Genomic DNA, 15,464 nt, shown 5'->3' with positions numbered 1-15,464 from the left:
TTGCCCGGAATCTATACTCAAGTCGCGGTCACTCTAGGCGCATTGAGCGCGAGGCGCCTGAGCGACGCGACCCGCGGCGGCCACGCCAACTGACAGTCGAATCGGTCCAAGGACAGGTTCGGGTTATAGGCGGGGTCATTCGCGATCAGGTCCGGCCAGTGTTGGCGCATGTAATCGATCTCTCGATTAGCCCGAGCGATCTTCTCCACGGTATCGTCCCTGCCTCGTGTTGCGGACTCGTGGTGATACAGCACGGCATGCGGCGTCCAGAGCACCGTGTAGCCCGCTTGTCGAACGCGGAGGCAAAAATCGACGTCGTTGAATGCAACTGCGAGATCGTGCTCGTTCAATCCACCCAGCTGCAGATATAGCGATCGCCGGACGACGAGGCATGCACCGGTTACCGCGGACAGTGACTGCGTCGTTACCGCTCGCGCCTGATATCCCGGTTCATCTCGACCCAACCCGCGATGCAGATGATCGGCGCAGCCGCTGAGCCCGACTATGACTCCCGCATGCTGAACGGTTCCGTTCGAATAGAGAAGCTTGACGCCGACAACGCCGACTTCCGGACGCAGCGCGTGTCCCATCACTTCGTCAAGCCAATCGCCGTCGATGATCTCCACGTCATTATTGACCAGGGCGACGAATTCGCCCCGGGCAATATCTATCGCACGATTGTTGAGAGCGGAGTAATTGAACGGCCGATCGTCCCTGAGGATACGTACACCGTGGTCGATCGAAAGCCTCTCCATATAGTCGAGCGTTTCCGGGTCGTCGGAGCCATTGTCGACAATGATGATTTCGAAGGCACGATAGCGAGTTTTTTCGATAATCGAATTGACACAGCGGCTAAGTAACTCGAACCCGTTGCGAGTAGGAATGACGAGCGTGACGAGCGGCACCTTCTCCGGCAACGGATACTGTATGTGCCTGCCGTAATCCGTCGACGAAACCGTTGCTTGAACACCGGCCCGCGACAGGTGACGTACGACTGCCATCCGGCTTGCATCGCGCGCATTGCGCCGGACAACCGGATCTTGAATTGAATCGGATTGCGCACGGGAGTGATAAAGCACACGCGGAATGTGCAGGATCCTGTCTCGGCTCGTATGCGAGAGACAGCGAAGTGTCATGTCATAATTCGACGCTGCCCCGTGGCGCTGATCCCGCCCGCCAGATGACACGAAAACTTCCGTTCGGTAAGCACCTAGACCGGTAAACAGATCCGAGGAGAGCATCAGATCCTCGTTCCAGTCGCTTTTGAAACGGGGGCTGTGTCGAATTCCGTCGACGTCAATGCAGTCTTCATCCGAATAGATCAAGTCGACATCGGGGCGTCGGTTAATCGAGTCAGCCACGACATACAGGCCGTGCTGCGGAAGTACATCGCACTGCCCCAGAAACACGACCCAACTGCCACTTTCGGCGAGTTTCCGATCAAGCGTCGAATGTGTCTCCGTCGACAATCGACCAGAAATTACACGGATACGAGAATCAGCACGTAGGTCGCGCGGAATCAGTTCAGAGCGATCGGAGCTAGGGCGTCGATCAACAACCAGCAGTTGCCAGTGCGGGTAAATCTGAGCTGAGACCGAACGAATTGCCGCCTCCAAATGCGGCAACGGTGCGTCGGACACCTCCATGCCAATCGCGAAGACCGGGCAAGTCGTGAAGTAGCGCAGATTGTCCTTCATCACACGATACGTGTCAGAGCTCGGCGTATCGAAGTGTCGAACCCAGTCTGGGTATCCAACCAGCAGTTCAGATTCATCGAACAGGCCGCAGTAGTCGCGCCATGCCCGTGCAAGATCGACGCGACTGTGACGAACATCCGTCAGTTCGTAGTCATCGCCGCATGGCTTGTACTTGGGGTGCAGTGCCTCCAGTTTGGTCATGATGCGCGAACGGGCAAACCGCGTCGTTACCCTGACAAGGCGAAACGTATCGATTCGGTCGACAGACGGATCATCGAGGTCAAGCTCGATTTCGATCTTTCCACGCGCCGGGAGATATACAAGCCGCTTACTGACTTGCCGGGCGCTGAGCTCCATTGCAAGCACGGCAGAAAGCGACCCGGTGTTCAGCTTTAACCGGGCCGGCACCTGCGCCACCTGACCATTCACACGAAGCTCGATCATGTACCAACCTGGCAGCAATTGGACATTGATCAAATAAGCCCTGGATCTCGGCCGATTTTCCGGCACATGCGTTTCGGCATCCGGCAGATCGACCAAGAAAGGCATCCCCCACGTCAGGCGCAGGGCATTGAAGTCAAACATGAACTTGCGCAGAAAGCGACTCAAAAGTACTCAGCATCCTTGAAAGCAGGAGCCGCGCCGTCCTTGCCGGACACCATTGCCTCACCGGAGATGGGCCATTCGATCGCGAGCGTCGGATCGTCCCAGCGGATCGCTCGTTCAGCATCCGGATACCAGTAATCGGTGGTCTTATACAAAAACTCTGCTGCATCGGAAACGACAACAAAGCCGTGCGCAAAACCCTCGGGAATCCACAGTTGCCGCTTGTTCTCGGCAGACAGCATGACACCGACCCATCGACCGAACGTCGGCGAATCGCGACGAATATCGACCGCGACATCGAACACTTCCCCTGCCACTACTCGAACCAGCTTTCCCTGTGCGTGATTGATTTGATAGTGCAGCCCTCGCACGACGTTCTTCGCAGATTTCGAATGATTGTCTTGGACGAACTCAATGGAACGCCCAATCGCTTCTTCGAACACGCGGTGATTGAAGCTCTCGAAGAAGAAGCCACGCGCATCACCGAATACTTTCGGCTCGAAAATCTTAACGTCCGGAATGGCAGTCGCTATTACATTCACCGGGCTTTTCCTTCTTTCAGGATATTCTTCAGGTAACGGCCATAGCCGTTTTTGCTGAGTGGTTGCGCCAGACGGTCAAGTTGCTCGTCGTCGATATAACCGAATCGATATGCAATCTCTTCGATGCACGCAATCTTCAATCCTTGCCGATGCTCCATCGTTGCAATGAAGTGCGAGGCCTCGAGCATCGAATCGTGCGTGCCGGTATCGAGCCATGCAAAACCACGCCCCATGGTCTGCACATTTAGCATGCCATCCCTCAAGTACAGGGCGTTAAGATCGGTAATTTCCAGTTCGCCGCGGTGCGACGGCTTCAACGATTTCGCAAAGTCCACCACCTGCTGATCGTAGAAATAGAGCCCAGTCACCGCGTAGTGCGATTTCGGAATCTCTGGCTTCTCTTCGATACTGATCGCTTTGCCGGACGAGTCGAACTCGACAACACCATACCGCTCCGGATCCTGGACATGATAGGCGAAGACCTGCGCGCCCCACGTTTGGTCGGCCGCCCCCTTCAACAGACCACCGAGATCATGACCATAGAAAATGTTATCGCCAAGAATCAGCGCCGAAGCGTCGCCGTCGATGAAGGACTCACCCAGCAGGAACGCTTGGGCAAGCCCGTCCGGGCTGGGCTGTACCTTATATTGCAAACGGATCCCCCACTGCGATCCGTCACCCAACAATTGCTCGAAGCGAGGCGTATCTTGGGGTGTCGAGATGATCAGAATATCCTGAATTCCCGCTAGCATCAGCGTGCTCAATGGATAATAGATCATCGGTTTATCGTAAATTGGCAGCAGTTGCTTGCTGATCGCTTGTGTCGCCGGATAAAGACGGGTACCCGACCCTCCAGCGAGAATAATGCCTTTGCGCTTCATGCTTGTTTTTTCCGAGTCAGCCATGCAGTTGTTCGAAGACGTAGTCAACGCCATTTCGCCAATCGGGAAGTGTCATTCCGAACGTAGACGTCAGTTTGCTGCAATCCAGACGTGAATTCATGGGTCGCTTTGCCGGAAGCGGATACTCATGCGTCGCGATTGGCACGATATCGGTCGAGCGCAACTTTAGATCAAGGCCTCGCGCTTCTGCAAGCGCCACGACGTGACGCGCGTACTCGCACCAGTTCGTTTCGCCAGACGCCGCAAGGTGGTATGTACCGAACGCAAAGTGTTCACGATCGGCAAAATAACGGGCAATGAGATGAGCCGTCACATCGGCGATCAACGCGGCCGAGGTCGGCGCGCCCGTCTGATCGGCCACGATGCGAAGCTGATCCCGCTCCCGAGCAAGGCGCAAGATCGTCTTGAGAAAATTTCCGCCATGCGCGCCCACTACCCAGCTCGTCCTAAGAATCAGGTGCTGCGCGAAGGCCTGCCGAACTGCATTTTCCCCTTCGCACTTGGTCGCCCCATAGATAGATTGGGGATTAACCGGTGCATCTTCGCGATACGACGCCGCACCGGTGCCTTCGAAGACATAATCAGTCGAGTAGTGAACAAGAGGCACATTCCGCACTGCCCCCCATTGGGCCATCGCGCCGGGCGCTCCGGCATTGACTGCCCTGGCCAACTCCGGCTCGCTTTCGGCCTTGTCCACTGCCGTATAGGCGGCAGGATTGACGATCAGATCGGGTTGATGGAGATCCAGTGCCGCAACAAGATTCTCGGGATCGCCCAGGTCCACGTCACGCCGGGTCAACGCAATCACCTCTCCAAGCGGAGCAAGCGCACGTCGCAATTCGAAGCCGACCTGTCCATTCGAACCCGTAATCAAGATCCGCGGCATCATCATTCTCCGTAGTGGTGGTCGACCCAAGTACGATACTGACCACTCGTGACGTTCTTCACCCACCCCTGATTCTCCAGATACCACTCAACGGTCTTGCGGATACCGGTATCAAAGGTTTCAGCGGGCTTCCAGCCGAGTTCGCGTTCGAGTTTGCGAGCGTCGATTGCGTAACGGCGATCATGACCCGGTCGATCCTGTACATAGCTGATCTGCGTCGCATACGGCTGACCGTCATCGCGAGGCTGCAGTTCATCGAGGATCGCGCAGATCGTATGCACAACTTCGATGTTCCGTTTCTCGTTCCAGCCACCAACGTTATAAGTCTCGCCGAGCGCACCATTGGCGAGAACGGTGCGAATTGCAGAGCAGTGATCTTTGACATAGAGCCAGTCACGAATCTGCTGGCCATCGCCATAGATCGGCAACGGCTTGCCCGCGAGCGCATTCAGGATGACCAGCGGAATCAGCTTCTCGGGAAAATGGTACGGACCATAGTTGTTTGAGCAATTGGTGGTCACAACCGGCAAACCATACGTATGGTGCCAGGCGCGCACCAGATGATCTGATGCCGCCTTGCTCGCCGAATAGGGACTGTTCGGTTCGTACGAGTTAGTTTCAGCGAACGGCGGATCATCGGCTCCAAGTGTGCCGAACACCTCGTCGGTAGAGACATGCAGGAAGCGAAATGCCTGACGCTCGTCTGCCGCAAGGTCTGACCAGTAGGCACGTACCGATTCGAGAAGATTAAACGTACCGACAACGTTCGTCTGAATAAAATCGCCCGGGCCATGAATCGATCGATCCACATGCGACTCAGCCGCAAAATTGATCACGGCACGCGGCCGATATTCGGAAAGCAGCTTCGAAATAAGCTGACGATCACCGATGTCACCACGCGCAAAATGATGCCGTGCATCGCCATCCAACGATTTCAGCGTTTCGAGATTTCCGGCATAAGTCAATTTATCGAGGTTAACAATAGCCTCATCAGACTGAGCCAACCAGTCAATAACAAAATTCCCACCAATAAATCCTGCCCCACCCGTAACAAATAACACTCGCTGCACCCTTTTAAGTTCTATCGAACATTGGCACTCGAAAACTCAACATCAAGATCATGCAATCTTCGCACACCCGCCATCAAGTTCCCATGCAGCACCACATCGAATTCAAATCATCTGAAACGGAGAAAAATATCGCTTTATTTCACAAATAGCATTACACCAAATCTCGCCACCGTCGCCAGAAGAATCTCAGTCAACACACTCCATTACAACCCGGCAACATACGAGTCATGGCCGCATGACATTTAATACCGCCGCCCATATTCTCGCATCACCTCCCTATGCGCGTGGCCACGGCGTGACCACGCGGATTATCTAAAATATGCGAGACGTAGCCGGGTAACGTAGTGCCCTCTAGCTCACATCTCGAGATTGACTTTCCTTCCATCCATGCATTCTTCCTCGAACGAGGGCATCGATAGATTTGAGTCTTCGCTTCAGCACGCTCTCCACGATCCCGTTCTCCCTTGCGTAGCGACGATCTATATCGCACATTTGCGCAATCACAGAGGATGCATCGGTGTGCAATTTAATTCCAAACTCTGCCGCCCAGAACTTCCCCTCGGCCATCGCAACCTTGAACGTGTCCTTCTCAGACAGATCATGCGAATGGAAAACGACGGCATCGTCGACGTAGGCCTTCTGATATCCAGCCTTGATCGCGGACGCAGACCATACGTAATCCTCGCCCCACTCAATATCCGGATAAGGCAAATCCTTCCACACGCGACGGGACATTGCCGAATTATTATCCGAGTAAAAATATGCCAGCATGCGCCATGTAATACTTCCTCGGAAATAATGACTAGGCAGACCAACCGACGAATCTATGACCGATGGCAATAATTTCAAATTATCAAAATGATTTTCGATATCCCTCGACACAAAAGGTCCATGTGTCGGATATGCCCGATGTCGCCCCGTGACACCAGCCACACGATCACCTTGTTTGAAACCTCGGACCAACGAGGCAAGCCACGCATCATTGGCCGGCATGGCATCTTGCGTCAAAATGGCAACATAGTCGCCGTCGGTCATCGATATCCCGAGGTTTCTAGTACGTCCATGCTGGAAATCTCGCTTATCAATTTGATGAAGTCTTACCTTCTTCGAATCAAATTTTCCAACAATCCCCGGAGTGCCATCGGTTGATGAACTATCAATAACAAGCACATCATATTCAAAATCCGTCTTCTGACTAACGACGGAGTTCAAAACCGCCTCGAATTCCTTACCGGCATTATAAGTCGGAATAAATACCGAAACCTTCGGCTTCGAAATGAATGCCGGCGCGAAGATCTTCGACGAGACATCACCGAACCCAAGATCGCGCAACTTCTCAATTATCGACGCCTCGACCTTGCGAGCACTTCCTTCCCAAGATTTATTGCGAATAAACGTGAATCCATTTTCACGCTGGCGATTCATCTTATCAGGATTATTCAGCAACCCCTCAATCGTATCAGCAATACCATATGGAGTCGGCGGCGCAAAAGCCACCTCATCGTTCTTAAAAATCGCACGAGTGCTTGGAACATCCAATTCCACCACCGGCAATCCACAAGCAATCATCTCTAGAGGAATCAGAGAATAATTGGTTGCCGAGTAAACCAATCCAATATCCGAGGATTGATACAACACAGCAAGTTGTTCGTGAGACAAAACACCATGCTGCGTGCATGGAAAATCGTACGGAACGTCAATATTGTGTTCACCAAAAAGATGAACGTGGAATCGTCTACCGGATTTCTTGAGTCTTTCCAGCGCAGCAAACCCCAATTCGACTGCCCGCCTCGGCGTATACGGACGCGCATAGAAAGCAATTTGCACTTCCCGAGCCATCGGAAAAGTACCACCACTCCCGGACGAAACCGGAAAATATATTTCGTGATCCGCAGCCAAATCCCAACTGCGAGACCAACATCCCCGTTCCGTCATGAGGCCATCAAGCCAGTCTCCAGCGCACAAGGCCGAGAACCCTAAATCATAGGTGCTTTCCGCGACCAAGCGATTTGCACCAGCCGGATGAAAATCAGGCTCAAAATCCTGAATAAAATAAAATCTCTCTTTGAATTTCTGAGCTTGACTGACCGGGAATGCCGTCCAGCAATCAGTCGCAATAATCACATCTCCGGACAACTGTCGAACATCTTCAGGCAGATAAAGAACGGAGACATTTGATCCGATTTTTACATACCAATCAATAATTTGCTGCCGAGCCACTTCCTCATTTGGAATATGGTTCGCATTTTGAACCCATATTGTTTGTTGGTGCCCAAATTCCTCAAGATATTTAACCATTCGGAAAATGGTCATATGCCCGCCAGCCCCCTTGCCAAACCCTGGGATGACCCAATGAATATCGAGGGACTTGCTATTGAAACTACGGCTAGGAGGAGCCAGCGGACGCGGAGGATGGACAGCGCGAACGCTGTCGCGTGGCCACGCATCCGTCACAAAAGAACTGCCAAAATCCCGCCCAGGCCCCGGAAGGGGTTCTCCTACCGAAGTTCGAATCGGCGTTGAGTACGCACAGACAGAATACCCGTTGGCCCGCACTTGCGCGGGTATCACACGCTCCAGTGCGTGCGCGAATGTGCCATCAACTTGACCGTCTTCCGACTCAAAAAGCTCAACGTCATTAATTTTCTCGATCAATGAATCCAGCGAGCTCGTTCGATACCACGCCATCGAACCCGCAGCAAATTCCGCAGAGCAATATTCCTCGTCAATCTCGAGAAATCGAAGAGCGCTCTTTACACCGTCGGTATTAGCATTGGTAATGATGAATTTTTTAATATCGTAATAATTCTCCGGGTATAACGCACCCAGATCTTCATTACGAGCAAAATTACCAAGCACCGCCGCAACCAAATCCTTGCTACCCATGACTTGGTCGTAAATATATTTACGCCACGCATCGCCCCAAGAAATATGCTTACTTCGCTTGGTGTGCAGATGCAAAACAACATCGTACTTCTTCCATACGTCAGCGCACCCAACAATAAAAGGTGCTATATCACGCCCTCGATTCTGAACCAGGATAACGTCGTTACTAAAATGAGGAACGTATTGCGTCAAATATTTTGAGCAATACTGCCGGTCCGCCTCGGTACACACAGTTACAACAATATGACTCCCCTCAGGGAAATTCAAAATCCCGGCGCAAACTTCACCAAGCAGCTCCGGATAGAAGCAATGAACGTGAACGCAAACCGACAGGCCGACAGCCTCATCGTGCGGCAGGCCAATAACTTTCGAATTCTCCGAGCGTGTCTTGAGATTTGTGCTACGCCCAACGCTCAGATAGTGAACAAGCGGATTTATATCATTCCGCCCTTCTAGATATGTATTCTTATAAAAAAATGCATCAAAATCGGGGCGAGGGTTTCTATCTTCCGCAAACCCGTGATTCATGTAATGGATGTATGGATCCATTCCCGATGCCTTTACATCGGGATACGTCGAAATATAATATTCTTGATCAAATTCGGAAAAACACAACTTTGCCACTGAGTCACTGGAATCCTCAGCAACCACTTCCGGCACCGCAACCTCAGGCATAACAATCTCTGGCATCACAACATCGGGAATTGAAATCTCGGGAATCACAACTCCCGGCGTAACTTTCTTGTTTGTCGACTCAGATGCGACTGGAGGCAATGCACGCCTAGCCTTCCAATTGTAATCACCATACGCCCGTATGCAGAATTCGGCCAAGTCTACCGAACCAGCTTGCACATAAGGGTGCGCAGCCAAAAATTCATTTCGATCAAACAACGGTGACGGACTACGCCCTTCTTTCCAACCATTCGTCAAATAGTGAAGCAATGGATTTATTTTGTGCTCCGCAACATCGCCATATAATTTCAGATAATAAGCGGCATCGAAAAATTTTGAAGGATTCGCCAATGAGTGCGCCCAATTCTCCAAATAATGTCGAACAGGATCCCTCGCCGCGGTCAATCCGAACTCCTTGGCATAATCATCCGCATCAAAAAGGGGAGATCCCTTTAAGACATCAATTTTCCATTTACTGACGCTTTTTCCAAAAAACATGGCACCCTCAAAAGACATTTAATTGAATGCTTTTATCAAAACGCATTACGCCATACAGCACGGACTGGAGAATGTAATTTTTATCATCGTCGGCGACCAAGCATATAAAAAAATTCACCATGATCACCAGACTCGTCACTCCGGCCTTCCACTTCCCCGAAGCATAAATATGCTACATATTTGCCAGAACACCCGACATTCAGTTTTCGAAAAACGCCAGCATTAACGGAAACCCGTCAGTCCTGCGCCTCACCCCAATCGACCAACTTCAACGAACACCAATTTGCCGCTCGATCGCCACAACACAGATATATCTGCAATGCGGAGTGACATCACTCAATCGACGCCCCCCCCCAAAAAGATCAAAGGGAGTGGTACATATTGATTGCATCTTCAACCGTATCGCAAACCTTAAGCACCCCATCATCCAAAACAGCAGCATGATTACAATGATTTCGAATGAGATCTATCTGGTGGGCAACGATAATCATTGCACGGTCGCCACGCTTCTCAAATAACTCAACATTACATTTTTGCTGAAATCGATGATCCCCAACCGACATACCCTCATCAATCAGAAAGCAATCGAATTCAATAGACATTGATATTGCAAACGCCAATCGCGACGCCATACCAGACGAATACGATTTAAACGGCTCATTCAAATACGCCCCAAGCTCAGCAAATTCCTCAACCAGCTCAAGCGTTTTTTGATAATCAACATCGTACACGCGAGAAATCAATCGAACATTATCCTTACCGGTCAAACTACCCTGAAACGTGCCGCCAAACGCCAGCGGCCAGGAAACCGACATGTTCTTAATGATTTCACCAGAATGCGGATGGTCCGAGCCGCTAATAATTCGAATTAGCGTTGATTTCCCCGCACCATTTCGGCCGAGAATACCCCATCGCTCCCCCGCCTGGACACGCAGATTAACGCCCTTGAGTATTTCCCGATGCGATCGCCCGTGATGGATCGGATAACGTTTTGTTACATTACGCAACTCAATCATATTATCCTTAATTCAACTGAACTCGCCGAATGGCAAGATGCATGATCGAAAGAGAAAAGAGCGTAAAAAACGACAGAACCGCTACTGTGTAGCCCAGATTGTAAAATGTCGGCATCCTGTCACCATAATAGCCGTGATGGAAATATTCGACCGCATTAATCAATGGGAAGTACAACATCAAGTCAATCAATTTCGGCGGAAGCGCATACAGAGGAATAAACACCCCCGAGAACGGCACCATCAGGTAGAGGATAATGTGCGAAATTTTATCGATCGACTCACTCATCTCCGACAACGCCGCCATCGTTATGACAAAGCTGAACGAAAACCAAATTATTAGAAAATATCCAACGATCATCTCCAACACGTCCGCCGGAAATTGACAAATACCTATTACGATCAAAATTACAAACAAAACAATGAACGAAGCAGTAGCGCCCGCAAATTCAAGAATAATTCGCGAATACAATATATCAAACGGCCTAATCGGCTTGTGATGTAGTAGTGTGCGATTTGACTCAATCGCCTTCATCATTCTATTTGTCGCATTTCGCCAGAAAAGCACTGTCGGATAACTAACCGCCAAGAACTCCGCCACCGAATATTTGGTGCTTTTTTCGGCGTGGCTAAAAATCACCATCACCCCAACGACAAACATTGCGGGCTCGGCCAATATCCACAATACACCGAGCCCTTCCCGACCAAAGCGGGTGATCATTTCACGCATAACCAACGCCCAAATCACTCGGATTTGGATACGCAATTGATGCCGAAAGGTCGGAGGACGGTGCTCAGCGGTCATAGTGTTCTTTTACTCCACCAATAACGATGGTTAACACGCCCCACAAGATCAAACCAAACAAAAAGGTGGCAAGAATATTGCGTCCACGACGGGGGCTCATCGCGTGGTCTGGCAAGCTGGGTTCAGAAATACGCTCGAGGTAAAGCTGCTTGCGCTCAGCCTCGACACGAGCTTGATCCAGCATCGTTATCGCCCCAGCGAGAATCTTATCGGCGACATCCTTTTCAAGCGTCAGACGTTGAAATTCGGCAGCCTTACTGGCCAAAGATCCGCCTCCTTGGCCCCCTGCGACGCGCTGATTTACTTGATCGATTGCCTCCTGCAGCAATTTGGCACGATCACGCAAAGTCGGCAGCCCCGGATTCGCAGGTGACAACCGCTCCATTTGAGCAATCTGTACACGGGTTGCAATCAAATCATCCTGCAATTTTCCAACCTGTTGCAATGGAATAGTCGACTGACGTTCCGGGTCGATCACTCCTGCAGTGTTTCTATAACGCGCCAGCGCCAATGTGGCGATACGATCGTATTCTTTGGCCTGATCCACATCGCGCTGGGCCGCGTTGATCAGATCGGAGCGAGCGCGTACATTCATTTGATTGATGATCCTTTCGCTCAACTCCAACAAGCGTTTATTCATAGTCCACGCAAGATGTGCATCGTATGCATGAGTATTCAATGTCACGATAGGCGAGTCGGTATCTACTTTTGCATCTACAATTTTATTGCCGTAGTAGAGATAAAACTCCTCCAAACTATCACCGAACCCAAGCACAGAGAACCGATTCAGGAAATCAATGGACCCACTTTGAAAGGCCGATTTGATATGCTGTTCCTGATTCAGCACCGCCATCGCGTCACGAGAAAGAATATACTTCTGAACCGTATATGCATCTCCCTCAGACTTAGAAAATCCACCAACCCCTTTCAGCAAGCCACCCAATCCGGATACGCTGCTTTGCTGCGGGCTACGAATCAAAAAACTACTGGTGGACGTATATTTATCGCTCGCAATAATTCCAAAATAAATAATTGCGATGCCAGTAGGTATAACAACTGTCAGCCAAAACAAACGGTTAATACGCTTCAGAAATTTCATAGTTATTTGAACGTCTGAACACCAGACACGATCGGGTAGGCAACGGAGAACACCAGGTTCAGCACTTTCTGCAGCTCGGCCACCGGCGCATTGGAAACATAGAGGACGTCCTTGTTGTCCATCATGAAACTCTGCGCTACGAAGAACGAGTCAGGGTCCTTCAGATTAATGTGGTAGATAACCGGGACTTTGCCATTTGCCGTCGTTCGTACCGGCTGATTGGGCCACTTCAGCGCCTGCTGATCTTCCAACCTGAAAATGAATACGCCCTGTGCATCTGAACGCGAGTCTTGCAGGCCACCCGCACGCGCTAACGCCTGCGCCAGCGTAATGCCCTGCGCCTCGAAATTGATTTCTTCGTTCTTGCCGGTCGCACCAAACGCAGTAAAGCTGTAGGGCTGGAACAGTGCGGTGACAACGTCACCTGCCTTCAGCGGTACATTCTGGCGCGGGTCGCGGATCACCGTTTCGAGCGGTTCCAACGCGACGGTTTCGCCGCGCGTCACCTGAATCATGGTCTTGTTGATCGGCTGCTTCGTGCCGCCAGCCGCGGCGAGCGCGTCGAGCACGCGTTCGCCACGCGCACTCAGCTGCATGCGCGTGCTGCTCGACACGTCTCCCACCACGGTGACATATGAGGTTTCGTTCCGCGCCAGTTGCACCAGAACCTGCGGGTCATGCGCGATATTCTTGAGACGCGCTGCGATATAGGATTGCAACTGGCTTGGCGAACGGCCCGTTGCCTTGATCGCACCAACGAACGGCACATGGATGTTGCCGTTGCCGTCGATCACTTGCGTCGGCAACTTGGTCAGCCGCGCGCCAGTCGGTGCACCGCTGGGCGTCGGTGCGTCACTCGTACCACCGCCAAACAGAGTGGCAGGCGGCGCCTCCCAAATCGACACCTCGACCACGTCGCCCACACCCAACTGTTGCTGAAACGCCGAGTTGTCGCCTAGAGTTGCAGCAAAATCCGTACTTTTGCGGCCGGCATAGAGTTGCCGCGCCACCTGATCGGTCACATCAACGACCTGGATTCCTTGCGAACTGACTTGATTTGTGCCGGCACCACTGGCATTAATCTCGGAACGACTCGGCCCGGACGTGGGAATGGATCCACACGCAGCCAAGCCAATGGTGCCGCCGATGGCAGCAGCCAACCACACACTGCGATTTAAACTCTGCATTTAACAATCCAGTCATTCAAAGGCCGCCGGATTTTACCGCACAATGTAAGATGTACCGGTGAATTTACCGGCATGGCGCATCCGAAACACCGATGGGGACCCTTGGGGTTCCTCGAGTTTTCGCCGTCCAGCAGCCCTGGCTTACGCGCAGCCGAACCCTTTGCCCGCTAAGACGCGAGCCGGTCTGGCACAAACAGGGGCGGTTCCAAAAGTCCATTGCTGCCGCGCGCAAGGGCACGAGCAGATCGGTAAATCTGACCTCAAGCTTCAATTGTGTTTGGCATACTCGGCGCTTGTGCTGATCAATCGACGCACACGCGCGAATTGTCCCGCCATCCGAGATGCCATAGAATTACCCGGCGGAATTGTTGCATGAGCCATCGGGCTTCGGCAAACGGAAACATTTTTCGTTTCCGCACGCACAACCAAATTTCACCTGCGTGACAAAAATACTTCTAGACGTCACTCGTCTCGCCACCCGATTTTATGATGGCCTGATCCCCACCGGGGTAGACAGAGTAGGACTGGCTTACATTCGTAAATATGGCGACCGTGCACGCGCAGTCCTGAGTGAACGCGGTTTTTCCACCGTTTTGACGGAAAAAGACTCGCAGAAGATGTTCTCGCTGCTGCTCTCGTCCGATCGCGACCGATGGGCACTGCGCAGAATAATTGCTTCCGCGTTGCTAAACCGGCTTCAATCGGCGAAATTCGATCGCGCAATTTTGTTGCATACAAGTCACAACGGGATGGAGTTCACGCGCTACTACCGGGCGATGGCGCAACGCAACGCGCACTCGGTGTTCATGGTTCACGATCTCATTCCGCTCACCCACGCGGAGTATTGTCGTCCTGGTGTGGACGCATCGCATCGTGCCCGTATCCATACAGCACTCCGACATGCGAGCGGCCTGATCAGCAATTCACAGGCGACCTACGACGAACTGGCGAACGAAGCCCGGCGAGCCTCGCTACCGCTCCCGCCAGTCGTCGTCGCTCCACTCGCCCCTGCCGTGGAACCGCATCCGCCGAGCCCGGCTCCGATCGATGCCCCCTACTTCGTGATGCTCAGCACGATCGAGCCGCGCAAGAACCACTGGTTCATCCTGCACGTCTGGCGGCGCCTGGTCGAACAGATGGGGGAAGCCGCCCCCAAGCTCGTGGTCATCGGCCGGCGCGGCTGGGAATGCGAGAACGTCGTCGACATGCTGGAGCGCTGCGCAACGATTCGCGGTGCGGTTATCGAAGAATCGGATTGCAGCGACGAACGTCTGCATGCATGGTTGCAGCATGCACGCGCGCTAGTCTTCCCGTCGTTCGCCGAAGGCTACGGGATGCCGCTCGTCGAAGCGCTTATGTTGGGCGTGCCGGTGCTCGCCAGCGACTTGCCGGTCTTTCACGAGATCGCGTCGGACATTCCTGATTATCTCGACCCGCTCGACGGACCGGGATGGCTTGTACGGATTCGCGAGTACGCTCGCTCGGACAGCAGCGAGCGGTCGAATCAGCTCACGCGGATCGGTCACTTTCGAGCGCCGACCTGGGCCGAGCACTTCGATCGCATCGATGGCTTCCTCGATTCGCTCCGGTAAATGATTCCG

11 protein-coding genes are annotated in these 15,464 nt (G+C 52.4%); 1 reads left to right on the top strand and 10 read right to left on the bottom strand.

Going from position 1 to position 15,464, the window contains the following annotated elements; genetic code table 11:
• Window positions 1–17 precede the first annotated feature (17 nt).
• The 10 genes from CFB50_RS03860 to CFB50_RS03805 all read right to left on the bottom strand — a co-directional run bounded on the left by CFB50_RS03860 (window position 18) and on the right by CFB50_RS03805 (window position 13,863).
• On the bottom strand, window positions 18–2,306 hold the full coding sequence (locus tag CFB50_RS03860; RefSeq protein ID WP_089444987.1) for a glycosyltransferase family 2 protein: 2,289 nt from the start codon (window positions 2,304–2,306) through the stop codon (window positions 18–20).
• The gene (gene rfbC / locus CFB50_RS03855) at window positions 2,303–2,845 is read right to left on the bottom strand and encodes a dTDP-4-dehydrorhamnose 3,5-epimerase (RefSeq protein ID WP_089444986.1); all 543 of its coding nucleotides are present in this window, start codon (window positions 2,843–2,845) and stop codon (window positions 2,303–2,305) included. The genes CFB50_RS03860 and rfbC overlap by 4 nt, the downstream gene beginning before the upstream one ends.
• Window positions 2,842–3,750 carry a glucose-1-phosphate thymidylyltransferase RfbA gene (rfbA, locus tag CFB50_RS03850; protein WP_256978726.1) on the bottom strand — a complete coding sequence of 303 codons (909 nt, stop codon included), beginning with the start codon at window positions 3,748–3,750 and terminating at the stop codon, window positions 2,842–2,844. Before rfbA ends, rfbC begins: the two co-directional genes overlap by 4 nt.
• Entirely contained in the window at window positions 3,743–4,633 is an 891-nt protein-coding gene (rfbD, locus tag CFB50_RS03845; RefSeq protein ID WP_089444985.1) for a dTDP-4-dehydrorhamnose reductase, read from the bottom strand. Before rfbD ends, rfbA begins: the two co-directional genes overlap by 8 nt.
• A 2-nt stretch (window positions 4,634–4,635) precedes the next feature.
• Entirely contained in the window at window positions 4,636–5,694 is a 1,059-nt protein-coding gene (rfbB, locus tag CFB50_RS03840) for a dTDP-glucose 4,6-dehydratase (RefSeq protein WP_089444984.1), read from the bottom strand.
• 360 nt (window positions 5,695–6,054) lie between these two features.
• Window positions 6,055–9,777, bottom strand: coding sequence for a rhamnosyltransferase WsaF family glycosyltransferase (locus CFB50_RS38505; RefSeq protein WP_144020626.1), 3,723 nt, complete (start codon window positions 9,775–9,777; stop codon window positions 6,055–6,057).
• A gap of 344 nt (window positions 9,778–10,121) precedes the next feature.
• A complete protein-coding gene (locus tag CFB50_RS03820) occupies window positions 10,122–10,775 on the bottom strand; it encodes an ABC transporter ATP-binding protein (protein ID WP_089444983.1) in 654 nt (217 codons plus the stop codon).
• Between the two features lie 7 nt (window positions 10,776–10,782).
• Window positions 10,783–11,577, bottom strand: a complete 795-nt coding sequence (locus CFB50_RS03815) for an ABC transporter permease (protein ID WP_089444982.1) — start codon at window positions 11,575–11,577, stop codon at window positions 10,783–10,785.
• Window positions 11,567–12,676: a hypothetical protein gene (locus CFB50_RS03810; RefSeq protein ID WP_089444981.1), complete on the bottom strand. Its 1,110-nt coding sequence runs from the start codon at window positions 12,674–12,676 to the stop codon at window positions 11,567–11,569. The genes CFB50_RS03815 and CFB50_RS03810 overlap by 11 nt, the downstream gene beginning before the upstream one ends.
• 2 nt (window positions 12,677–12,678) lie before the next feature.
• Complete coding sequence (locus tag CFB50_RS03805; RefSeq protein WP_089444980.1) at window positions 12,679–13,863, bottom strand: polysaccharide biosynthesis/export family protein; 1,185 nt, start codon at window positions 13,861–13,863, stop codon at window positions 12,679–12,681.
• 440 nt (window positions 13,864–14,303) lie between these two features.
• Between CFB50_RS03805 and CFB50_RS03800 the strand changes: the two genes are divergently transcribed.
• Complete coding sequence (locus CFB50_RS03800) at window positions 14,304–15,455, top strand: glycosyltransferase family 4 protein (RefSeq protein ID WP_089444979.1); 1,152 nt, start codon at window positions 14,304–14,306, stop codon at window positions 15,453–15,455.
• Window positions 15,456–15,464 lie beyond the last annotated feature (9 nt).

This window comes from Burkholderia sp. AU33423 (genome assembly GCF_002223135.1).
In the GTDB taxonomy this organism is placed as follows: domain Bacteria; phylum Pseudomonadota; class Gammaproteobacteria; order Burkholderiales; family Burkholderiaceae; genus Burkholderia; species Burkholderia lata_D.
This window is presented reverse-complemented; position numbering and strand designations above follow the sequence as displayed.

What these genes read in the sequence shown, in the direction of transcription:
- CFB50_RS03810 (WP_089444981.1), bottom strand. Translation starts at nt 12,676, where the DNA reads ATGAAATTTCTGAAGCGTATTAACCGTTTGTTTTGGCTGACAGTTGTT.
- rfbA (WP_256978726.1), bottom strand. Translation starts at nt 3,750, where the DNA reads ATGGCTGACTCGGAAAAAACAAGCATGAAGCGCAAAGGCATTATTCTC.
- CFB50_RS03815 (WP_089444982.1), bottom strand. Translation starts at nt 11,577, where the DNA reads ATGACCGCTGAGCACCGTCCTCCGACCTTTCGGCATCAATTGCGTATC.
- rfbD (WP_089444985.1), bottom strand. Translation starts at nt 4,633, where the DNA reads ATGCCGCGGATCTTGATTACGGGTTCGAATGGACAGGTCGGCTTCGAA.
- CFB50_RS03820 (WP_089444983.1), bottom strand. Translation starts at nt 10,775, where the DNA reads ATGATTGAGTTGCGTAATGTAACAAAACGTTATCCGATCCATCACGGG.
- CFB50_RS38505 (WP_144020626.1), bottom strand. Translation starts at nt 9,777, where the DNA reads ATGTCTTTTGAGGGTGCCATGTTTTTTGGAAAAAGCGTCAGTAAATGG.
- CFB50_RS03805 (WP_089444980.1), bottom strand. Translation starts at nt 13,863, where the DNA reads ATGCAGAGTTTAAATCGCAGTGTGTGGTTGGCTGCTGCCATCGGCGGC.